The sequence below is a fragment of the Enterobacter sp. JJBC genome, from assembly GCF_036936505.1.
In the GTDB taxonomy this organism is placed as follows: domain Bacteria; phylum Pseudomonadota; class Gammaproteobacteria; order Enterobacterales; family Enterobacteriaceae; genus Enterobacter; species Enterobacter hormaechei_C.
Map to the genome: position 1 here is coordinate 4,180,592 of NZ_CP136935.1, position 21,704 is coordinate 4,202,295.

The window sequence follows — 21,704 nt, forward strand, 5'->3', positions numbered from 1 at the left end:
CAATATTTGAATCCCATCACATTCACCGCATTCCCCTTTTCCCTTTTACTCCCCGCTGGCTAAATTAGTAACTCATCCGACCACATAACAATAATTTTACACTGGAAGAGACTATGAGCCGCTACCCGTCGTTATTCGCCCCTCTCGATCTGGGGTTCACCACCCTCAAAAACCGCGTGCTGATGGGCTCAATGCACACCGGGCTGGAGGAGCGTCCGGACGGGGCTGAACGTCTGGCAGCCTTCTATGCCGAACGCGCGCGCCACGGAGTGGCGCTGATTGTCACCGGCGGCGTGGCCCCTGCCCCTTCCGGGGTGACGATGGAGGGCGGCGCGGTGTTGAATGATGCGTCACAACTGTCGCACCACCGCATTGTGACCGACGCGGTCCACCGCGAGGGCGGCAAAATCGCCCTGCAAATTCTGCATACCGGGCGCTACAGCTATCAACCGAACCTGGTTGCCCCCTCGGCTATTCAGGCGCCGATTAACCGCTTTACTCCTCACGCCCTTAGCCACGACGAGATCCTGGCGCTGATCGACGATTTTGCCCGCTGCGCCGCGCTGGCAAGGGAAGCAGGCTACGACGGCGTGGAGGTGATGGGCTCTGAAGGATATCTGATTAACGAATTTCTCGCCGCACGCACCAACCAGCGCGACGACGAATGGGGTGGCGACTATGCCCGCCGGATGCGTTTTGCCGTGGAGGTGGTGCGCGCGGTGCGTGAACGTGCGGGTGCGGATTTTATTATCATCTTCCGCCTGTCGATGCTCGACCTGGTGGAAGGCGGCGGCACCTTCGACGAAACCGTGCAGCTGGCGCAGGCAATTGAAGCCGCCGGTGCCACCATTATCAACACCGGGATTGGCTGGCACGAAGCGCGCATCCCCACCATCGCCACGCCGGTGCCGCGTGCGGCGTTCAGCTGGGTAACGCGCAAGCTGAAAGGCAAAGTCTCCGTTCCGCTGGTGACCACTAACCGCATTAACGACCCGCAGGTGGCGGACGATGTGATCTCCCGCGGCGACGCCGATATGGTCTCGATGGCGCGTCCGTTCCTCGCGGATGCCGAACTGCTCTCCAAAGCGCAAAGCGGCCGTGCGGATGAGATCAACACCTGCATCGGCTGTAACCAGGCCTGTCTGGATCAAATCTTCGCTGGCAAAGTCACCTCCTGCCTCGTTAACCCCCGCGCCTGCCATGAAACCAAAATGCCGGTGGTTACGACGGTCAATAAAAAACGCCTGGCCGTGGTGGGCGCTGGCCCGGCGGGCCTGGCGTTTGCGGTCAATGCCGCCTCGCGCGGGCACGGCGTGACGCTGTTTGATGCGCAGGGGGAGATTGGCGGGCAGTTTAATATCGCCAAACAGATCCCCGGCAAAGAGGAGTTCTACGAAACGCTGCGCTACTACCGCCGGATGATCGAGCTGACGGGCGTCGAGCTGCGGCTTAACCAGTTTGTCAGCGCGGCGGATCTGATCGGTTTCGACGAGGTGATCCTCGCGAGTGGTATCGCCCCGCGCACCCCTGCGATCGAGGGTATCGATCATCCGAAGGTATTGAGCTATCTGGACGTGCTGCGCGACAAAGCGCCGGTTGGCGAGAAGGTGGCGATTATCGGCTGCGGCGGGATCGGTTTTGATACCGCGATGTATTTAAGCCAGCCGGGCGAAGCCACCAGCCAGAACATCGCTGAGTTCTGCGTGGAATGGGGCATTGATACCAGTCTCAGTCAGTCCGGCGGTTTACGCCCGGAAGGGCCGCAGCTGCCGAAAAGCCCGCGTCAGATCGTGATGCTCCAGCGTAAGGCCAGCAAGCCGGGTGAAGGGCTGGGTAAAACTACTGGCTGGATCCACCGCGCCACCCTCCTCTCGCGCGGGGTGAAGATGATCCCGGCGGTGAGCTACCAGAAGATCGACGACGACGGGCTGCATGTGATGATCGGTAGTGAACCGCAGCTGCTGCGCGTGGATCATGTGATTTTGTGCGCCGGACAGGAGCCAAAGCGCGATCTGGCCGATCCGCTGCGCGAAGCGGGTAAAACGGTGCATTTGATCGGCGGGTGCGACGTGGCGATGGAGCTGGATGCGCGGCGGGCGATTGCGCAGGGCACCCAGCTTGCACTGGTTATTTAGCGACGACGCCCCAGCTTCACCGCTTTCAGCACCACGAATTTGTTATTGGTGGCAATGGTGACGCAGTTGCCGAAAATCTTCTTCAGCTTGTGGAAGTAGTCCAGGTGGCGGTTCGCCACGATATACAGCTCGCCGTTGATTTTCAGGCAGCGGCGCGCGTGGTGGAACATCTCCCACGCGACGTTATCCGTCAGGGCGTGCTTCTGGTGGAACGGCGGGTTACAGAATACCGCGTTGAAGCGGAAAGGCTCTACGCCCGACAGCGCGTTATTGATCATAAACTCGCAGCGATCCAGCGCTTCAGGCAGGTTAGTTTCCACGTTCAGACGGCTGGAGGCCACCGCCATTGGCGATTCGTCGCTGAACACCACGCTGGCCTCCGGGTTCTTCGCCAGCAGCGTCAGGCCAATCACGCCATTGCCGCAGCCCAGGTCGACAATCTCACCCTCAAGATTTTCCGGCAGATGTTCCATAAAGAAACGCGCCCCGATATCCAGACCGGTACGGGAAAAGACGTTCGCGTGGTTGTGGATGGTCCAGTCGGTACCTTCCAGTTTCCAGCTCAGCGTTTCTGGCGCGTCGGCCAGCGCCGGTGCGCTGAAGGTGCAGTTGATCAGGCGCGCTTTTTTCCAGGCAAGCGTCGTGGTGGTCGGGCCGAGGACCTTCTCGAACAGCTCCAGCGTCGAGGTGTGAATATCGCGCGCTTTGGCACCCGCGATAATGCGGGTTTCTGGCGTGAGGACTTTACGCAGCGCGCGCAGCTGCTGCTCCAGCAGCGCCATGGTTTTTGGCACCTTAATCAGCACCACGCCCGGCGCCTGCGGGTAGTCCGCGGTGCTGTCGAGGAACTTCACGCTGGACTCTTCGATGTCGTTATGGCGCAGGTTTTCACGCGTCGCCAGTTCGCTTAAGTAAGAATCGCCGATACTGTAAGGCGCATGTTCCGCCAGCGCGCAGGCCAGCGCGCCAAACGCGTCATTCAGGATCAGAACCGGGCCGCTGATTTCAGTCTCATCCAACTGTTGCAGCAGATATTCATCCGCCGCTTCCCACGCCTGAAGCGGGTTCACGTCGTCCGTTTCCGGGAAACGTTTAAGGTTGAGTGAACGGAAACCGTTGTCTAAGTGGCTCATCGGCCCTCCTGAATGGTAAAATTTGGCGTATCCCTGAAAAGGGTGCGTGAGTATACCCGTTTTCACACTATTTTGGGGTTTTGATGAACCAGCTGACTTATCTCCAGGGCTATCCGGAGCATTTACTTTCCCAGGTTCGTGACCTGATTGCCGCGGGAAAGCTCGGTGCGGTGCTGGAAAAACGCTACCCGGGCACGCATGATTTCGCGACTGACAAAGCCCTCTGGCAGTATACGCAGGATCTGAAAAACCAGTATCTTAAGAGCGCCCCGCCGATCAACAAGGTGATGTACGACAATAAGATCCATGTGCTGAAAAACGCGCTCGGCCTGCATACCGCCATCTCCCGCGTGCAGGGCGGCAAGCTGAAGGCTAAAGCGGAGATCCGCGTCGCGACCGTCTTTCGCAATGCGCCGGAAGCCTTTCTGCGGATGATCGTGGTGCACGAGCTGGCGCACCTGAAAGAGAAAGAGCACGACAAAGCCTTCTATTCCCTGTGCTGCCACATGGAGCCACAGTACCACCAGCTGGAGTTTGATACCCGTTTGTGGCTGACGCATTTATCGTTAAAGAGTAATGCGCAGTAGCGCACGCGAAATGTCATGATGACGTGCTACAGTGGTTTTAAGTTCCCTGCTACGGAGTACGTAAACGTTTATGATACGTTTCGCAGTCATCGGTACGAACTGGATCACGCGCCAGTTCGTCGACGCCGCCCACGAAACCGGCAAATATAAGCTCACCGCAGTCTATTCCCGCAGCCTTGAGCAGGCGCAGAGTTTTGCGAATGACTACCTGGTTGAACATCTGTTCACCTCGCTCGATGAGATGGCGCAAAGCGACGCCATTGACGCGGTCTATATTGCCAGCCCGAATTCTCTGCATTTCCCGCAAACGAAGCTGTTCCTCAGCCACAAAAAACACGTGATTTGCGAGAAGCCGCTGGCCTCGAATATTGAGGAAGTGGAAGCCGCCATTGCGCTTGCCCGGGAAAACCAGGTGGTGCTGTTTGAAGCGTTCAAAACCGCCAGCCTGCCGAACTTCCTGCTGTTGCAGCAGTCCCTGCCGAAAATTGGCAAAGTGCGTAAAGCCTTTATCAACTACTGCCAGTATTCCTCGCGCTACCAGCGCTACCTGGACGGCGAAAATCCGAACACCTTTAACCCGGCCTTCTCGAATGGCTCGATTATGGATATCGGTTTTTACTGCCTGGCCTCTGCGGTCGCCCTGTGGGGTGAACCGCACGGCGTAACGGCCACCGCCAGCCTGCTGGAGAGCGGCGTGGATGCACATGGCGTTGTGGTGCTGGACTACGGTGATTTCAGCGTGACGTTGCAGCACTCGAAGGTCAGTGACTCCGTACTGCCAAGCGAAATTCAGGGCGAAGACGGCTCGCTGGTGATCGAAAAAATCTCCGAATGCCAGAAGCTAAGCATCGTTCCCCGCGGCGGCAAAGCGCAGGAGCTGACGCAGCCTCAGCATATTAACACTATGCTCTATGAGGCAGAGGTCTTCGCCCGTCTGGTAGAAGACAACGAAGTGAACCACCCGGGGCTGGCAATCAGCCGCACCACGGCGAAGCTGCAAACGGAGATCCGCCGACAGACTGGCGTGATTTTCCCCGCAGACGGCGTGAATGTGGAAGCCGTCGCGTAAAGCTGTGTAATGAAATCGTGCAGACCATTGACGAAACCGATGGTCTGACATAATTTGTTACCTGCAAAGGGGAGTAACTTCTTCGCCGGTGGATCGTCATTACGATGCGTGCAAAACCGCATCCGGTCGCCGGGCAACCTTCGAGGTTGTAAGTGAGACCTTGCCGGAAGGCGAGGTCTATGCATAAAAAGCTAACGGCTATCGTCTTCTGACCATAGCCGTTTTTGTTTTTTATGTGTAAGGAAAATAGTATGCATTCTGTCGGCACTCCAATGCTGTGGGGCGGATTCGCGGTTGTCGTGCTCATCATGCTGGCGATCGACCTCTTTTTGCAGGGTCGTCGCGGCGAACACGGCATGAGCGTCAAGCAAGCCGCCGTCTGGTCGCTGGTATGGGTTACCCTCTCACTTCTTTTCTGCGCCGCCTTCTGGTGGTATCTGGCCTCAACCGAAGGCCGCGCGGTGGCCGATCCTCAGGCACTCGCCTTCCTCACCGGCTATCTGATTGAAAAAGCACTGGCGGTTGATAACGTCTTCGTCTGGCTGATGCTGTTCAGTTACTTCGCCGTGCCTGCGGCTCTGCAACGCCGCGTGCTGGTGTACGGCGTTCTGGGCGCTATTGTCCTGCGTACCATCATGATCTTCGCCGGTAGCTGGCTGATTACCCAGTTCGAATGGCTGTTGTATGTATTTGGTGCGTTCCTGCTGTTCACCGGGGTCAAAATGGCGCTGGCGAAAGAAGACGATACCGGTATCGGTGATAAGCCGTTGGTGAAGTGGTTCCGGGGTCATCTGCGCATGACGGACAAGATCGAGAGCGAGCATTTCTTCGTGCGTAAGAACGGCCTGCTGTTCGCCACCCCGCTGCTGCTGGTGCTGATTCTGGTCGAGCTGAGCGACGTGATTTTCGCGGTGGACAGTATCCCGGCTATCTTCGCAGTTACCACCGACCCGTTCATCGTTCTGACCTCGAATCTGTTCGCCATCCTCGGCCTGCGTGCGATGTACTTCCTGCTGGCAGGCGCGGCAGAGCGCTTCTCAATGCTGAAGTACGGCCTGTCGGTGATTCTGGTGTTTATCGGTATCAAGATGCTGATCGTCGATTTCTACCATATCCCGATCGCCATTTCGCTCGGCGTGGTGTTTGGCATTCTGCTGGTGACGCTGATTATCAATACCTGGGTTAACCGCCAGCACGATAAGAAGCAGCAGGTTTAGTGCAACGTTCGGTGCGGGCTGATGCCCTCACCCCAACCCTCTCCCACAGGGAGAGGGGGAAATGCAATGCAGGCCGGGTAAGCGTAGCGCTACCCGGCGCTTTCGTTAACCAATAGTTAAAAAACATGACGCAACACGTAAAATCCAGCATTTTACGCTTCCCTCCTTTCACGTATTCCCTATACTCGACCAGGCAAACATTTACTTACATCCGGAAATAAATGTGACTTAGAGCACATCCAGGATGGAACGCAATTTCACTCAGGAATAACGTATGAGCACACAATCACGCGGTCTGTTCGCGCGCCTGGCGCAGGGCAGTCTTGTAAAACAAATTCTGATCGGGTTGGTACTGGGTATTCTGCTGGCCATGGTGTCGAAACCTGCCGCGGAGGCCACGGGACTGCTCGGGACGCTGTTTGTGGGCGCCCTGAAGGCCGTCGCCCCGGTACTGGTGCTGATGCTGGTGATGGCGTCGATTGCCAACCACCAGCACGGACAAAAAACCAACATTCGCCCTATTCTGTTCCTGTATCTGCTGGGAACCTTCTCTGCTGCCTTAACGGCCGTTGTGTTTAGCTTCCTGTTCCCGTCTACGCTGCACCTGACCAGCGCGGCCGGTGATATCACCCCGCCGTCCGGGATTGTGGAAGTCCTTCGCGGCCTGCTGATGAGCATGGTCTCTAACCCCATCACCGCACTGATGAGCGGAAACTACATTGGCATCCTGGTCTGGGCGATTGGTCTGGGCTTCGCGCTGCGTCATGGCAACGAGACCACGAAAAACCTGGTCAACGATTTGTCCAATGCCGTGACCTTCATGGTGAAGCTGGTGATTCGCTTTGCACCAGTCGGTATCTTTGGTCTGGTTTCTTCGACGCTGGCCACTACCGGTTTCGACGCACTGTGGGGCTACGCGCAGCTGCTGGTCGTCCTGGTCGGTTGTATGCTGCTGGTGGCGCTGGTGATCAACCCGCTGCTGGTGTTCTGGCAGATCCGCCGCAACCCGTATCCGCTGGTGCTGACTTGCCTGCGCGAGAGCGGCGTGTATGCCTTCTTTACCCGCAGCTCGGCGGCAAACATTCCGGTCAACATGGCGCTGGCGGAGAAGCTGAACCTGGATCGCGATACCTATTCCGTGTCGATCCCGCTGGGTGCGACCGTGAACATGGCGGGTGCGGCGATCACCATCACCGTGCTGACCCTGGCGGCAGTGCATACGCTGGGTATTCCGGTGGATCTGCCAACCGCGCTGCTGCTGAGCGTCGTTGCATCACTGTGTGCCTGTGGCGCATCCGGCGTGGCGGGCGGATCGCTGCTGCTGATCCCGCTGGCCTGTAACATGTTCGGTATCCCGAACGAGATTGCCATGCAGGTTGTCGCGGTCGGCTTCATTATCGGCGTATTGCAGGATTCCTGCGAGACTGCGCTGAACTCCTCTACCGACGTGCTGTTTACCGCCGCAGCCTGTCAGGCGGAAGATGCGCGTTTAGCGAAGAACGCCCTGCGCAGTTAAAAAGAAAAGCCCGGTGGCGGCTACGCCTTACCGGGCCTACAAGGTAAATGCAAAACGGCAACATGTGTTGCCGTTTTTAGTGTTTGCACCCTCTCCCTGTGGGAGAGGGCCGGGGTGAGGGCACCAGCCCGCACCCGACTTAAAGCGTCACACCACTCTTAAAGATCGCCAGCTCGCGGAAGTCGTTCTTCTCGTTGCAGGTCTGCCTGCCGCTGGCAAACTCCACAATCGTGTCCACGAATTCGCTCAGCAGCTGCGGCATCGCTTTTCCGTGGATCAGCTGGCCCGCGTCAAAGTCGATCCAGTGCTTTTTCTTCGCCGCCAGTTCGCTGTTAGTGGCGATTTTCACCGTTGGCACAAATCCGCCGTACGGCGTACCGCGTCCGGTACTGAACAGCACCATATGGCAGCCGGCTCCCGCCAGCGCGCTGGTGGCGACCGCATCGTTACCGGGCGCGCTCAGCAGGTTCAGACCGTGCGTTTTCAGGCGCTCGCCGTAGCGCAGAACGTCAACCACCTGGCTCGCGCCCGCTTTCTGGGTGCAGCCGAGGGATTTCTCCTCCAGCGTGGTGATTCCGCCCGCCTTGTTCCCCGGCGACGGGTTCTCGTAAATCGGCTGATTGTGGGCAATGAAGTACTGTTTGAAGTCGTTCACCATGGTGACGGTCTTCTCAAACGTCTCTTCGTCGCGACAGTGGCTCATCAGAATGCGCTCTGCGCCGAACATCTCCGGCACTTCGGTCAGCACCGTGGTGCCGCCGTTGGCAATCACATAATCCGAGAAGCGGCCCAGCATCGGGTTAGCGGTAATGCCGGAAAGCCCGTCAGACCCGCCGCACTCCAGGCCAAACTTCAGTTCGCTCAGCTTGCCCGGCTCGCGCTTGTCGTGACGCATCACCTCGTACAGCTGGTGCAGTTGTTCAACGCCCGCTTCCACTTCGTCGTCCTGGTGCTGACACACCATAAAGTGCACGCGCTCAGGATCGAACTCGCCCAGCGTATCGCGGAAGGCGTCAACCTGATTGTTTTCACAGCCGAGGCCAATCACCAGCACCGCCCCCGCGTTCGGGTGGCGCACCATATTTTGCAGCATGGTGCGGGTATTGATGTGGTCGTCGCCCAGCTGGGAACAACCGTAGGTGTGGCTGAACAGATGCACGCCGTCGGTGCCTTCAGCATTGTTAGTCTCTTTCAGGAAACGCGTCTGAATTTGACGCGCGATCCCGTTCACGCAGCCGACGGTCGGGAGGATCCACAGTTCATTGCGGATCCCCACCTCGCCGCTGGCGCGGCGGTAGATCTGCACCTCACGATCGGCCGCCTGTCCTTCTTCTGCCTGGAAGTCAGGTTGATAGCTGTACTCGTCCAGATCGCTGAGATTGGTGCGGGTATTGTGGGAATGAATGTATTCACCCGGCGCAATATCCGCCAGCGCATGACCGATGGGCAAACCGTACTTCACCACGTTCTCCCCTTTCGCGATGGGGATCAGGGCAAACTTATGTCCACGTCCAATGGCCTGGCGTAACGTCACCGACTGGTTGTCGAAGGTCACTTCCGTCCCTTCGGCTAAATCGGCCAGCGCGACGGCAACGTTATCCAGCGAATGGATTTTGATGTATTGCATATCAACCTCAAACGGCCTTAGTTCAGTTCAATGGCGAAGTAGTCACGTGCATTGTTAAAGCAGATGTTTCTCACCATTTCGCCCAGCAGCTGGATATCCGCTGGCGCTTCGCCCGCGTGCACCCAGCGGCCAATCATCTGGCACAGAATGCGGCGGAAATATTCATGGCGGGTATAGGAGAGGAAACTGCGGCTGTCGGTCAGCATGCCAACGAAGCGGCTCAACAGGCCGAGCTGCGCCAGCTGCGTCATCTGACGCTCCATGCCGTCTTTCTGATCGTTAAACCACCAGCCGGAACCGAACTGCATCTTGCCCGGCATCCCTTCGCCCTGGAAGTTGCCGATCATGGTGCCCAGCACTTCGTTATCGCGTGGGTTCAGGCAGTAAAGGATGGTTTTTGGCAGCAGGTTTTGCTCGTTCTGTTTGCTCAGCAGTTTTGACAGCTCTTCCGCCATCGGACGGTCGTTGATGGAGTCAAAGCCCACGTCCGCGCCCAGCAGTTTGAACTGACGCTGGTTGTTATTACGCAGCGCGCCGATGTGATACTGCTGAACCCAGCCGCGGCGGGCATATTCCGCACCGAGGAACACCAGTACCGCGGTTTTAAACTGCGCCACTTCGTGCTCACTCAGGGCTTCGCCGGAGAGACGACGCGCCAGAATGCTGTCCAGCTCAGCTTCGCTGGATTCCGCGAACAGCACTACGTCCAGCGCGTGGTCAGACACTTTACAGCCGTGTGCGGCAAAGTGATCCAGACGTTTGGTCAGCGCGGTTTGCAGATCGCCAAAGCGACGGATATCGGTGTCAGACACTTCCGCCAGCTTCGCCATATAGTCGTTAAAGGTCGGCAGCTCGATGTTGAAGGCTTTATCCGGGCGCCAGCTTGGCAGCACTTTGATGTCAAACGTGCTGTCCTTCGCGACAACCGCGTGGTGCTCCAGAGAGTCGACAGGATCGTCGGTGGTGCCCACCATCTTCACGTTCATCTGCTTCATGATGCCGCGCGCCGAGAAGCTATCCTGCGCCAGCAGGTCGTTGCACTGATCCCAGATTTCATCCGCCGTGGCGGGAGAGAGCAGCTTGCCGGTGATACCAAACGGACGACGCAGTTCGAGGTGCGTCCAGTGGTATAACGGGTTACCGATGGTGTGGGGAACAGTAGCGGCCCAGGCGTCAAACTTCTCGCGATCGGTCGCGTCGCCGGTACACAGGCGCTCGGCCACGCCGTTGGTGCGCATTGCGCGCCACTTATAGTGGTCACCCTTCAGCCAGATATCATACAGGTTTTTGAAACGGTAATTTTCGGCAACCTGCTGCGGCGGTAAATGGCAGTGGTAGTCGAAAATCGGCTGGTCTTTTGCGTAGTCGTGGTACAGGCGGCGAGCAAATTCGGTATCTAACAGAAAATCGTCGGTCATAAACGGTGTCATTATCGTCTTCCTCATTACGGGAGCGTCAGAAAGCTTATGTTCAGATGCTGCAAAGTTATCACACCAATTTCCAGAGTCCGACGTTTTTTTCGTGAGTTAGATCAATAAACGTCGACAAATAAATTACCCTCAAAGGGGTAAACCCTCTCCCAGGCCGCGCCAGTTCTGGCTTTGCGCGTGCCGCATAATGTCCCTACAAATATTCACACTTTTGTGATGTCACTCACCTTTTAAAGTTGTATGACAAGTTATCTTTTCGCCGTCGCAAACTATAAGCCGACGGAATGCATTACCGGTGTTTGATACATCGGATTTAACGGTACGGAAGCCGACTTAGCACGATTACTTATGGCAAGGTTCGGGCCGTTCCGGGACAGGTTCCCGGTTACGCCCCTCCCGTTACAGAACAGCTCCCGGCAACGGTTGAGTTGTTGCCGTGTCCCGACACGGAAATAACATAACGATGAGGTTTTACATGCGTAAAATTAAAGGGTTACGTTGGTACATGATCGCACTGGTGACGCTCGGCACCGTGCTGGGCTACCTGACACGTAACACCGTGGCAGCAGCGGCGCCAACGTTGATGGAAGAGTTACATATCTCCACGCAGCAATACTCTTACATCATTGCGGCTTACTCTGCCGCTTACACCGTAATGCAGCCTGTTGCAGGTTATGTTCTTGATATTCTGGGTACAAAAATTGGTTATGCCTTCTTCGCTGTAGCCTGGGCCGTCTTCTGTGGGGCGACCGCGCTGGCCGGCAGCTGGGGCGGACTGGCGCTGGCGCGTGGTGCGGTAGGTGCTGCCGAAGCGGCGATGATCCCCGCGGGTCTGAAAGCCAGCTCTGAATGGTTCCCGGCAAAAGAGCGTTCTATCGCTGTCGGTTACTTCAACGTGGGCTCCTCCATCGGGGCGATGATTGCTCCGCCACTGGTGGTGTGGGCGATTGTGATGCACAGCTGGCAGATGGCGTTCATCATCTCCGGTGTGCTGAGCTTTGCCTGGGCCATGGCGTGGCTGATTTTCTATAAACACCCGCGCGACCAGAAAAAGCTGTCTGACGAAGAACGTGACTACATTATTAATGGTCAGGAATCCCAGCATCAGACCGACAACGGCAAAAAGATGTCCGTCTGGCAGATCCTGGGCACCCGTCAGTTCTGGGGTATCGCCCTGCCACGCTTCCTGGCAGAACCGGCCTGGGGTACGTTTAACGCCTGGATCCCACTGTTCATGTTTAAAGTTTACGGCTTTAACCTGAAAGAGATCGCGATGTTCGCCTGGATGCCAATGCTGTTTGCAGACCTGGGCTGTATCGTCGGCGGCTACCTGCCACCGCTGTTCCAGCGCTGGTTTGGCGTGAACCTGATTGTGTCCCGTAAGATGGTGGTCACCATGGGCGCCCTGCTGATGATCGGCCCGGGTATGATCGGCCTGTTCACCAGCCCTTACGTGGCTATCGCCCTGCTGTGTATCGGGGGCTTTGCTCACCAGTCTCTGTCCGGTGCGCTGATTACGCTCTCGTCCGACGTGTTTGGTCGTAACGAAGTCGCCACCGCCAACGGCCTGACCGGGATGGCCGCCTGGACCGCAAGTACCCTGTTTGCACTGGTGGTCGGCGCGTTGGCGGATACGATTGGTTTCAGCCCACTGTTCGCGGTACTGGCTGTCTTCGACCTGTTGGGTGCGGTGGTTATCTGGACGGTGCTGAAAAGCAAATCCGCAGATGAACTTGCGAAAGAGTCCCTCGGGGGACCGGCGACGCAGAGTTAGCGTTGTTGTGCCGGGTGGCGGCTCCGCCTTACCCGGCCTACAAAATCCAATAAAATAGTAGGTCGGGTAAGCGTAGCGCCACCCGGCAAGAACGACGCAAAAGCCGCCTCCGGGCGGCTTTTTTGATGGCGAAATCTGGAGACTGGCACGCAAAAGTGGTATAACAAATCATTCGCCGTACCCTGCCTGGAGCGCATATGGAAATCACCGAATCACGTCGTTTATATCAACAACTTGCCGCCGAGCTGAAAGATCGCATCGAGCAAGGGGTCTATCTTGTCGGTGATAAACTTCCCGCTGAGCGTTTCATTGCGGATGAAAAAAGCGTCAGCCGCACGGTGGTCCGCGAAGCCATCATCATGCTGGAAGTGGAAGGGTATGTTGAGGTACGCAAAGGTTCCGGCATTCATGTGATTTCCAGCCAGGCGAAACACTCCCCCACCCCGGACGAAAGTCTGGAGTTTGCCAGCTACGGTCCGTTTGAGCTTCTCCAGGCTCGCCAGCTGATTGAAAGCAACATTGCGGAATTTGCTGCCACGCAGGTGACCAAGCAGGACATCATGAAGCTGATGGAAATCCAGGATCACGCGCGTAAAGAAAAATGTTTCCGCGATTCTGAATGGGACCTGCAATTCCACGTCCAGGTCGCCCTTGCGACTCAGAACACGGCGCTGGCGGCAATCGTTGAAAAAATGTGGACTCAGCGCGTTCACAACCCGTACTGGAAGAAATTGCACGATCACATTGATTCCCGCACGGTAGATAACTGGTGTGACGATCACGACCAGATTCTTAAGGCCCTGATTCGTAAAGATCCGCATGCGGCGAAACTGGCAATGTGGCAGCATCTGGAGAACACCAAACAGATGCTGTTTAATGAAACAAGTGATGACTTTGAATTTAACGCTGACCGCTATCTTTTTGCCGATAATCCGGTCGTTCACCTCGATACCGCGACCAATCTCGCAAAATAACGCCCCGAACTGCTGGCAGGCGCACCGCCGCGCCTTCCGGCCAGACAGGGTAAGAAAACCTCTATAGTGTCAGCCTTTGTAAAATTTCTCGCTCCCCTCCGTGGCTTACGCCAAAATCGTGTTTCCCCTCAAATTCTGTGACGCAGAACGTCGGGCTTTGTTACAATTGGATTCACTTCGTTATTTTGTAAGTTAGTGCTTGCTAACCAGCCAATTAACAGGGAACAGTGTTGGCCACACATCAATGTGTCCGCGAGCGACCATAATGAAATCATAACAATGTCGCCGTGCTGTATTTCCCGAATTACAGGCGTGACGTTAACCGATTTCCAGGAACACTGAATGGAACTTTTGACCCAACTACTGAACGCCCTCTGGGCTCAGGATTTCGAAACGCTGGCCAACCCGTCCATGATTGGCATGCTCTACTTTGTATTATTTATGATCCTGTTCCTTGAGAACGGTCTGCTGCCTGCTGCCTTTTTACCGGGCGACAGCCTGCTGGTACTGGTCGGGGTGCTTTGTGCAAAAGGGGCGATGGCTTTCCCGCAAACGGTCCTGCTTTTAACCATTGCCGCCAGCCTGGGCTGCTGGGTGAGTTACATTCAGGGGCGATGGCTGGGTAACACGCGAATCGTTCAGAACTGGCTTTCGCACCTTCCGGCCCATTACCACCAGCGAGCGCACCACCTTTTCCATAAGCATGGGCTTTCCGCCTTGCTGATCGGCCGCTTTATCGCATTCGTACGCACCCTACTGCCCACCATTGCGGGCCTGTCCGGCCTGAGCAGCACGCGCTTCCAGTTCTTTAACTGGATGAGCGGCTTGCTGTGGGTGCTGATCCTGACCACGCTCGGCTACGCGCTGGGTAAAACGCCGGTCTTTATGAAATACGAAGACCAACTGATGTCTTGCCTGATGCTGCTGCCCGTCGTTCTGCTGGTGTTTGGCCTGGTCGGGTCCCTGGTCGTACTCTGGAAGAAGAAATACGGGGCCAGGGGTTAACGATGGTTATCTCCCCGCTCGCGCTGCGCCGCTTCTCTTACGCCATCGTCGCGCTGATGATGTTCAGCGCTCTTATCCTGCTGTGGTCTGCGCTACAGCATCAGGAGTCGACGCTGGCTATCCGTCCTGTGAGCCAGGGAACCAGCGTGCCGGATGGTTTTTCCATCTGGCATCATCTCGACGCAAACGGGATCCGCTTTAAGAGCATCACGCCGCAAGACGATGTGCTGCTGATAAAATTTGACTCCAGTGCGCAAAGCGCCGCGGCGAAAGCCGTGCTGGACCGCACGCTGCCGCAGGGTTACATCATTGCGCAACAGGATGATGACAGCCACGTCGCCTCCTGGATGTCACGGTTACGCGACACGTCGCATCGATTTGGTTAACGACTAATATTCCGAATATTTTCACCTACTTTGGTGAAACTCCCGTTTACTTACTATGCTTAAGTACGCGGAGCACCCCTCAGATGTTCTCCGCTTTGTTCTGGAACACGGCTTACGCCGTAACACAATGGAAGGTTTCTATAATGAAATACCGCATCACCCTGGCTCTGGCCCTTTTTTCTTTAAGCACAGCTTCCTTCGCTATGTCTCTTTGTCAGGAGAAAGAACAGGATATCCAACGCGAAATCAGTTATGCCGAAAAGCATAACAATCAGCACCGGATCGACGGACTGAAAAAAGCGTTGAGCGAAGTGAAAGACAACTGTACGGACAGCAAGCTGCGTGCCGATCATCAGGAAAAAATCGCTGAACAGAAGGACGAGATAGCCGAGCGCCGTCAAGACCTGCAAGAAGCGAAAGAGAAAGGTGATGCGGAAAAAATTGCCAAGCGCGAGAGGAAGTTGCAAGAGGCGCAGGACGAACTGAAAGCGCTGGAAGCTCGCGATTATTGAGTTAACGGAAATCTCAACAGGAGAGAATCATGTCAAAAGATACAACTTCAGAAAATCTGCGCGCTGAACTGAAATCCCTGGCGGACACCCTGGAAGAGGTGCTGAACTCTTCTGCCGATAAATCGAAAGAAGAAGTCAGCAAACTGCGCAGCAAAGCGGAGCAGGCACTGAAAGAGAGCCGTTACCGTCTGGGTGAAACCGGTGATGCGCTGGCGAAACAGACCCGCGAAGCGGCTGCGCGCGCAGACGAATATGTACGTGATAATCCATGGACGGGTGTGGGTATTGGCGCCGCAGTGGGTGTGGTGCTGGGTGTCCTGCTGACGCGTCGTTGATTATGGAAGATCCACGTCACGCACAAGGGCCTGCTAAAAACGTCCTCGGCATTGGCCAGCGTATTCTTACGACGCTGGTCGGGATTGCCGAAACGCGCGTCCGGCTTGCGGTAGTGGAGCTGGAAGAGGAGAAAGCCAACCTCTTCCAGATGCTGCTCATGCTTGGGCTTACGATGCTCTTTGCCGCGTTTGGTCTGATGAGCCTGATGGTGTTAATCATCTGGGCTATCGATCCACAGTATCGTCTGAACGCGATGATTGCGACTACCGTGGTTCTGCTGGTGGCGGCGCTGATAGGCGGTATCTGGACCCTGCATAAAGCGCGCACGTCAACCTTCCTGCGTCATACGCGCCAGGAGCTGGCCAACGACCGCGCCCTGCTGGAGGATGATAAGTCGTGAGCGACAAAGCCGAACGTCAAAAGCGGAAAGCGTATCTGTTGAGCCAAATCCAGCAGCAGCGACTGGATCTGTCTGCCAGCCGTCGCGACTGGGTTGAAGCCACGCATCGGTTTGACCGCGGCTGGAACACGGTCCTGAGCCTGCGTTCATGGGCGCTGGTCGGCAGCAGCGTGATGGCGATCTGGTCGGTTCGGCATCCTAACATGCTGATCCGCTGGGCACGTCGCGGCTTTGGCGCCTGGAGCGCCTGGCGTCTGGTGAAAACCACGCTGCGACAGCAGCAGTTGCGGTGAAAAAAGCAAAACGGTAACCCTGGTTACCGTTTTTTGTTTTTGCCCCCTCTCCCTGTGGGAGAGGGATGGGGTGAGGGCACCAGCCCGCACGCTCCCTTACTCAATATCTTTGAAGAAGATTAACAGTTTTCCTTGCTAACAATTGCCATCCGCCCCGTTTACACTCCTCTCCATCGACAGCAAAGACGCGGTATCTACCCGAATTTGCACGCAAATAACGTTTAGCCGCTGATGTGGTTCCCTGGAGAGTAAAATGAAAAAATTAGAAGATGTTGGTGTACTGGTAGCGCGTATTCTGATGCCAATTCTGTTCATCACCGCAGGCTGGGGCAAAATTACCGGCTATGCGGGCACTCAGCAGTATATGGAAGCGATGGGCGTGCCGGGGTTCCTGCTGCCACTGACCATTCTGCTTGAGTTCGGCGGCGGCCTGGCAGTGCTGTTCGGTTTCCTGACCCGCACCACGGCGCTGTTCACCGCAGGCTTTACCCTGCTGACCGCGTTCATCTTCCACAGCAACTTTGCGGAAGGCGTGAACTCCCTGATGTTCATGAAAAACCTGACCATCGCGGGTGGCTTCCTGCTGCTGGCTATCACGGGCCCGGGCGCCTACAGCATCGACCGTCTTCTGAATAAGAAGTGGTAAGCAGGCTATACTGATTACATTCAAAGCGAGGAGACATCTCCTCGCTTTTGCTATCTGACGGAGGAGAAAAAAATGGGACAACTCGTAGACGGCGTCTGGCAGGATGTCTGGTATGACACCAAATCCACCGGTGGACGCTTTAAGCGCTCTGTTTCGGCCTTCCGTAACTGGCTGACCGCCGACGGCGCACCCGGCCCGAGTGGCGAAGGGGGCTTTGCGGCGGAGAAAGATCGTTATCATCTGTACGTTTCTCTCGCCTGTCCGTGGGCGCACCGCACGCTGATTGTACGCAAGCTTAAAGGCCTCGAATCGTTAATTCCGGTTTCGGTGGTCAACCCGCTGATGCTGGAAAACGGCTGGACGTTCGACAGTGACTTCCCTGCCGCGACGGGTGATGAGCTTTATCATCACGATTTCCTGTATCAGCTCTATCTGCGCGCCGATCCGCACTACACCGGACGCGTAACGGTGCCGATGCTGTGGGACAAGAAAAACCAGACGATCGTCAGCAATGAATCCGCTGAAATCATTCGCATGTTCAATACCGCGTTTGACGCGCACGGCGCCCGCGCCGGGGATTACTACCCGGTTGAGCTGCGCGAGAAAATTGACGAGCTGAACGGCTGGATCTACGACAACGTCAACAACGGCGTCTATAAAGCGGGCTTTGCCACCAGTCAGGAAGCGTACGACGAAGCGGTCGGCAACGTGTTTGGATCCCTGGAGCGCCTGGAGCAGATCCTCGGCCAGCATCGTTATTTAACGGGCGATCGCCTCACTGAAGCAGACATCCGCCTGTGGACGACGCTGATCCGCTTCGATCCGGTGTATGTCACCCACTTCAAGTGCGACAAGCATCGCATCAGCGATTATCTGAACCTGCACGGTTTCCTGCGCGACATCTATCAGATGCCGGGGATTGCGGAGACGGTCAATTTTGACCATATTCGCACCCATTATTTCCGCAGTCATAAGACCATCAACCCAACGGGCATTATCTCCATTGGCCCGTGGCAGGACCTGGATGAACCGCACGGGCGCGACGTGCGTTTCGGATAATTATTTAGGGAATCAATTGATTCCCTTTTTTAATTCACAGCATACATCTATCCTTACCTCGATCGCTTAGAAAACAAGTGATTGACTGATTATGAGGCAAGGAAAAATGGACTGGTATTTAAAGGTACTGCGCAACTATTTTGGTTTTGGTGGCCGTGCCCGCCGTAAAGAGTACTGGATGTTCGTTCTGGTGAACTTCGTCTTGATTATGGTGCTGGGCATTGTGGACAAGATCCTCGGCTGGGAACGCGAGGGGGGTGAAGGCATTCTCACCACCATTTATGGTGTGTTAGTTCTGCTGCCTTCATGGGCCGTACTGTTTCGTCGTCTCCACGACACCGATCGTTCGGCGTGGTGGCTGCTGTTGCTGTTGATCCCGCTTATCGGCTGGATCGTGATTTTGATTTTCAACTGTCAGAGCGGAACGCCGGGCGAAAACCGCTTTGGTCCGGATCCTAAGGCAAGCGCGTAAATTCTGCCCGGTGGCGCTTACGCTTACCGGGCCTACGCTTATTTGTTGTGGTGGGCAAAGAGCTTGGGAATTTCACGCAAACACCACGATTTGGCTTCGCCCATGCTATCGCGACGCCACGCCATAATAATATCCACTTCGCTGGTGTATTCCGGGCTGACGACGCGCAACCGCCCTTCTGCAATGTCCTTTTCGACAAACGGGTACGGCATAGTCGCCACGCCCAGCCCCGCCAGGAGCGCCTGTCGCTTATCTTCCAGCGACGTTACCGTCAGTCGCGGCTGTTTATCCAGCAACTGTACCGTTAACACCGGGCGCTCTCGGGCGGTATCCGCGACCGCCACGCCGCGGTATTTCACGCGCGTGACCTCAGAGAGCGGCTCCGGCTCCTGATGGATAGGGTGATCCGGCGCGGCGACGTAGACGTTCATCACGCTGTAGAGCTTGCGCGAATTGATTTCTGACGATGAGCGGAAATGCATGTCTGGCGCAATCACGATATCCGCCCTGCCCGTCTCAAGACGCTCCCATGCCCCGGCCAGCACCTCGGTGATGATCGACAGCTGGGTATTGGCTTTCGCGGCCAGTCTGTCCACCAGCGGAAACAGCGCTTCGGTGGGCACCAGCGCTTCGGTCACTAACGTCAGATGGGTTTCCCAGCCGCGGGCCAGCGCTTCGGCATCGGTCGTCAGCTTATCCGCCGCTTCCAGCAATACGCGGCCGCGCTCCAGCAGCATCCGCCCAACGTTGGTGAATTTTGTTCGATGACCGGAGCGATCGAAGAGCACAACATCCAGCTCCTCTTCCAGCTTTTGCATGGTGTAGCTCAGCGCAGACGGAACGCGCCCCAGTTCATCTGCCGCCGCGGCAAAACTGCCGCGCCTGTCAATCGCGTCCATGACGCGAAGCGCCTCAAGCGTCAATGCTCTCTCTTTAGCCATCTCGTTCTCATTCAGGAAATTTGAACATACCAGGCAGAATATCTGGCTAACAATGCAGCGTCCATACCTTTACCATTGATTTAGTGTAAAGAGAGGTCAAGTTTATGATTACGACAAGAACAGCGAAACAGTGCGGACAAGCCGATTTCGGTTGGTTGCAGGCCCGCTACACCTTTTCCTTTGGACACTACTTTGACCCTAAACTCCTCGGTTACGCTTCACTGCGTGTATTGAATCAGGAAGTGCTCGCCCCGGGCGCGTCCTTCCAGCCGCGCACGTACCCGAAAGTCGATATCCTGAACCTGATCCTGGAAGGCGAGGCAGAATACCGCGATAGCGAGGGCAATCATGTCCAGGCGAAGGCTGGCGAGGCGCTGTTAATTTCTACTCAGCCAGGTATTAGCTACAGCGAGCATAACCTCAGCAAAGATAAAACGCTGACCCGCATGCAGCTGTGGCTGGATGCCTGTCCGGAGCGGGAAAATCCGCTGGTGCAAAAGATCGATCTGAAGGGCGATCAACAGCAGCTGATTGCCTCGCCAGACGGCAGCAAAGGCAGCTTGCAGTTGCGCCAGCAGGTGTGGCTGCATCATATCGAACTGAAAAAAGGTGAACAGGCGAGCTTCCAGCTTCATGGCCCGCGTGCCTATTTGCAGTCCATTCACGGAACGGTGCATGCGGTCACGCATACGGAAGAGAAAGAAGCGCTCACCTGCGGTGACGGGGCGTTTATTCGTGACGAAGCGAATATCACTCTGGTTGCCGATACGCCGCTGCGCGCGCTGTTGATTGATTTGCCGGTTTAAGATCAACACGCCCCTCGCTCGATCGGTTCCCTCTCCCTATGGGAGAGGGTTAGGGTGAGGGGTAACGGGTTGGATTAAATCACAACACCTTACTCGCCATAATCTCAATGATCTGCCGGTCCGTCGCCTGCATTGAGCGGCACGCCAGGGCGCACAGGTTAGAGATCGACTGTTCCACGTCGTGCGCCACAATCCCCTCGTTACCCGTCACCGCAGTATCATCCAGCGCCATCATCACGGCTTTCCAGGCGCTGGTGACGCTGGTCGAGACCTTCATTGCACAGCTGTTAGAAGCCCCATCGCAGATCATCCCGCTCACGTCGCCGATCATACTGCCGATCGCCATGGCAATGGTCTGGTAAGATCCGCCCATCAGCCACGCCATCCCCGCCGCTGCCCCCATTCCGGCGGTTGTCGCCGCGCACAACGCGGACAAGCGCGGAAGCTGGTAATGGATATAGATAGCCGACAGATGCGAGAGCATCAGCGCCCGCGCCAGCCGTTCGTCATCAGCCTGAACGTGCTCAGCCACCACCACTACCGGCATGGTGGCGGTGATGCCCTGATTCCCGGAACCCGAGTTGCTCATCGCTGGCAGCGTCGCGCCTCCCATGCGGGCATCCGAGGCTGCGCTGGTGCGGATAATAATGTCTGAACCCAGATCCTGCGCCATCCAGCCGCGTGCGCGCTGTTTATTGAGCGTCGCGCCAATATGCAGCCCCCAGTTGCCACGCAAACCTTCGCGGGAGAGCGCATCGTTCAGCCGCCCCGCATCGAGGATAAAGCGGATCGCGTCGAACGGCACCTGCTCCACAAACTCAAGGATCTGTGACAGCGTGGTGGTCGAGAGTACCGCCAGCGGATCGTCGTTGTTCTGGCTCTGACGATCGTCAAGCCTGAAGCACGTTTCGCCCTGACAAACTACCTCCACCACGCGAGTGTGCCCGCCAGCGATGGTCACCATCGCCGAGGATTCACCGGCGTAAACGCAGGCGCGTGAATAAAGGATCTCATCGCACGGCTCCTGCAATTTTACCTGCACCAGACCCGCGTTCAGCAATGCTTTGGCGCGCGTTAGCGCCTCGGCCGACGCGTCTTTCAACACCTCCAGCCCGGCGTGTGCATTACCGCCTGTCGCCCCCAGCGCGGCCGCGATGGGTAAACCGACCATACCGGTGCCGGGCACCGTTACGCCAAGCCCGTTTTTCATCAGGTTCGGCGATACCCACGCCTCGATACGCGTTACCTCACCGGAAAGCTGTCCGGCAGCCATCGCACACGCCAGCGCCAGCGAGACGGGTTCGGTACAGCCCAGCGCAGGCTTTACCTCTTCCTGCACGGCGCGAATAAAATGGTTCCATAAAGGATTAATTTGCTCAGACATCG

General features: G+C 56.6%; 22 protein-coding genes. 17 read left to right on the plus strand and 5 right to left on the minus strand.

What is annotated here, in order from left to right; genetic code table 11:
* The first annotated feature begins 113 nt into the window (after positions 1 to 113).
* A complete protein-coding gene (locus RY075_RS20080) occupies positions 114 to 2,135 on the plus strand; it encodes an NADPH-dependent 2,4-dienoyl-CoA reductase (RefSeq protein ID WP_302378164.1) in 2,022 nt (673 codons plus the stop codon).
* Here RY075_RS20080 and rlmG read toward each other — a convergent pair.
* Positions 2,132 to 3,268, minus strand: a complete 1,137-nt coding sequence (gene rlmG / locus RY075_RS20085; RefSeq protein WP_338627944.1) for a 23S rRNA (guanine(1835)-N(2))-methyltransferase RlmG — start codon at positions 3,266 to 3,268, stop codon at positions 2,132 to 2,134. The genes RY075_RS20080 and rlmG overlap by 4 nt on opposite strands.
* Positions 3,269 to 3,351: 83 nt before the next feature.
* Here rlmG and RY075_RS20090 point away from each other — a divergent pair, with 83 nt between their 5' ends.
* From RY075_RS20090 to sstT, 4 genes are all read left to right on the plus strand, one after another.
* Positions 3,352 to 3,855 (plus strand): M48 family metallopeptidase, encoded by a 504-nt coding sequence (locus RY075_RS20090; RefSeq protein WP_003862622.1) that lies wholly within the window; start codon positions 3,352 to 3,354, stop codon positions 3,853 to 3,855.
* Positions 3,856 to 3,925: 70 nt separating this feature from the next.
* The gene (locus tag RY075_RS20095) at positions 3,926 to 4,924 is read left to right on the plus strand and encodes a Gfo/Idh/MocA family oxidoreductase (RefSeq protein ID WP_003862623.1); all 999 of its coding nucleotides are present in this window, start codon (positions 3,926 to 3,928) and stop codon (positions 4,922 to 4,924) included.
* A gap of 251 nt (positions 4,925 to 5,175) precedes the next feature.
* Positions 5,176 to 6,141 carry a TerC family protein gene (locus tag RY075_RS20100; protein ID WP_003862625.1) on the plus strand — a complete coding sequence of 322 codons (966 nt, stop codon included), beginning with the start codon at positions 5,176 to 5,178 and terminating at the stop codon, positions 6,139 to 6,141.
* Positions 6,142 to 6,415: 274 nt separating this feature from the next.
* The gene (sstT, locus tag RY075_RS20105; RefSeq protein WP_045345572.1) at positions 6,416 to 7,657 is read left to right on the plus strand and encodes a serine/threonine transporter SstT; all 1,242 of its coding nucleotides are present in this window, start codon (positions 6,416 to 6,418) and stop codon (positions 7,655 to 7,657) included.
* A gap of 139 nt (positions 7,658 to 7,796) precedes the next feature.
* Here the strand turns inward: sstT and RY075_RS20110 are convergent, their stop codons facing one another.
* Positions 7,797 to 9,284, minus strand: coding sequence for an altronate dehydratase family protein (locus RY075_RS20110; protein ID WP_015571940.1), 1,488 nt, complete (start codon positions 9,282 to 9,284; stop codon positions 7,797 to 7,799).
* A gap of 17 nt (positions 9,285 to 9,301) precedes the next feature.
* Positions 9,302 to 10,714: a glucuronate isomerase gene (gene uxaC, locus RY075_RS20115; RefSeq protein ID WP_023323772.1), complete on the minus strand. Its 1,413-nt coding sequence runs from the start codon at positions 10,712 to 10,714 to the stop codon at positions 9,302 to 9,304.
* A gap of 475 nt (positions 10,715 to 11,189) precedes the next feature.
* Here uxaC and RY075_RS20120 point away from each other — a divergent pair, with 475 nt between their 5' ends.
* From RY075_RS20120 to RY075_RS20170, 11 genes are all read left to right on the plus strand, one after another.
* Positions 11,190 to 12,488 carry an MFS transporter gene (locus tag RY075_RS20120; protein WP_003862634.1) on the plus strand — a complete coding sequence of 433 codons (1,299 nt, stop codon included), beginning with the start codon at positions 11,190 to 11,192 and terminating at the stop codon, positions 12,486 to 12,488.
* 197 nt (positions 12,489 to 12,685) lie between these two features.
* Positions 12,686 to 13,462, plus strand: a complete 777-nt coding sequence (gene exuR / locus RY075_RS20125; RefSeq protein ID WP_003862635.1) for a transcriptional regulator ExuR — start codon at positions 12,686 to 12,688, stop codon at positions 13,460 to 13,462.
* Between the two features lie 342 nt (positions 13,463 to 13,804).
* Positions 13,805 to 14,467, plus strand: a complete 663-nt coding sequence (gene yqjA / locus RY075_RS20130; RefSeq protein WP_003862638.1) for a DedA family general envelope maintenance protein YqjA — start codon at positions 13,805 to 13,807, stop codon at positions 14,465 to 14,467.
* A gap of 2 nt (positions 14,468 to 14,469) precedes the next feature.
* Entirely contained in the window at positions 14,470 to 14,853 is a 384-nt protein-coding gene (mzrA, locus tag RY075_RS20135) for an EnvZ/OmpR regulon moderator MzrA (RefSeq protein ID WP_003862640.1), read from the plus strand.
* Positions 14,854 to 14,996: 143 nt separating this feature from the next.
* On the plus strand, positions 14,997 to 15,365 hold the full coding sequence (locus RY075_RS20140) for a DUF1090 domain-containing protein (protein ID WP_017382428.1): 369 nt from the start codon (positions 14,997 to 14,999) through the stop codon (positions 15,363 to 15,365).
* Positions 15,366 to 15,394: 29 nt separating this feature from the next.
* Positions 15,395 to 15,700 carry a YqjD family protein gene (locus tag RY075_RS20145; RefSeq protein ID WP_003862645.1) on the plus strand — a complete coding sequence of 102 codons (306 nt, stop codon included), beginning with the start codon at positions 15,395 to 15,397 and terminating at the stop codon, positions 15,698 to 15,700.
* Positions 15,701 to 15,702: 2 nt separating this feature from the next.
* Positions 15,703 to 16,101 (plus strand): phage holin family protein, encoded by a 399-nt coding sequence (locus RY075_RS20150; protein ID WP_003862647.1) that lies wholly within the window; start codon positions 15,703 to 15,705, stop codon positions 16,099 to 16,101.
* Positions 16,098 to 16,394 carry a YqjK-like family protein gene (locus RY075_RS20155; RefSeq protein WP_003862649.1) on the plus strand — a complete coding sequence of 99 codons (297 nt, stop codon included), beginning with the start codon at positions 16,098 to 16,100 and terminating at the stop codon, positions 16,392 to 16,394. Before RY075_RS20150 ends, RY075_RS20155 begins: the two co-directional genes overlap by 4 nt.
* A 253-nt stretch (positions 16,395 to 16,647) precedes the next feature.
* Positions 16,648 to 17,040, plus strand: a complete 393-nt coding sequence (locus RY075_RS20160; RefSeq protein ID WP_003862651.1) for a DoxX family protein — start codon at positions 16,648 to 16,650, stop codon at positions 17,038 to 17,040.
* A gap of 72 nt (positions 17,041 to 17,112) precedes the next feature.
* Entirely contained in the window at positions 17,113 to 18,099 is a 987-nt protein-coding gene (locus RY075_RS20165) for a glutathione S-transferase family protein (RefSeq protein ID WP_338627945.1), read from the plus strand.
* A gap of 106 nt (positions 18,100 to 18,205) precedes the next feature.
* Complete coding sequence (locus tag RY075_RS20170; protein ID WP_000384149.1) at positions 18,206 to 18,571, plus strand: DUF805 domain-containing protein; 366 nt, start codon at positions 18,206 to 18,208, stop codon at positions 18,569 to 18,571.
* Between the two features lie 38 nt (positions 18,572 to 18,609).
* Here RY075_RS20170 and yhaJ read toward each other — a convergent pair whose 3' ends face one another.
* Positions 18,610 to 19,512 carry a DNA-binding transcriptional regulator YhaJ gene (yhaJ, locus tag RY075_RS20175; protein ID WP_003862655.1) on the minus strand — a complete coding sequence of 301 codons (903 nt, stop codon included), beginning with the start codon at positions 19,510 to 19,512 and terminating at the stop codon, positions 18,610 to 18,612.
* Between the two features lie 104 nt (positions 19,513 to 19,616).
* On the opposite strand from yhaJ, the gene RY075_RS20180 reads away from it, so the two are divergent.
* Positions 19,617 to 20,318: a pirin family protein gene (locus RY075_RS20180; RefSeq protein WP_003862658.1), complete on the plus strand. Its 702-nt coding sequence runs from the start codon at positions 19,617 to 19,619 to the stop codon at positions 20,316 to 20,318.
* Between the two features lie 79 nt (positions 20,319 to 20,397).
* On the opposite strand, the gene RY075_RS20185 is transcribed toward RY075_RS20180, so the two are convergent.
* Entirely contained in the window at positions 20,398 to 21,702 is a 1,305-nt protein-coding gene (locus RY075_RS20185) for a serine dehydratase subunit alpha family protein (RefSeq protein WP_022651889.1), read from the minus strand.
* Positions 21,703 to 21,704 lie beyond the last annotated feature (2 nt).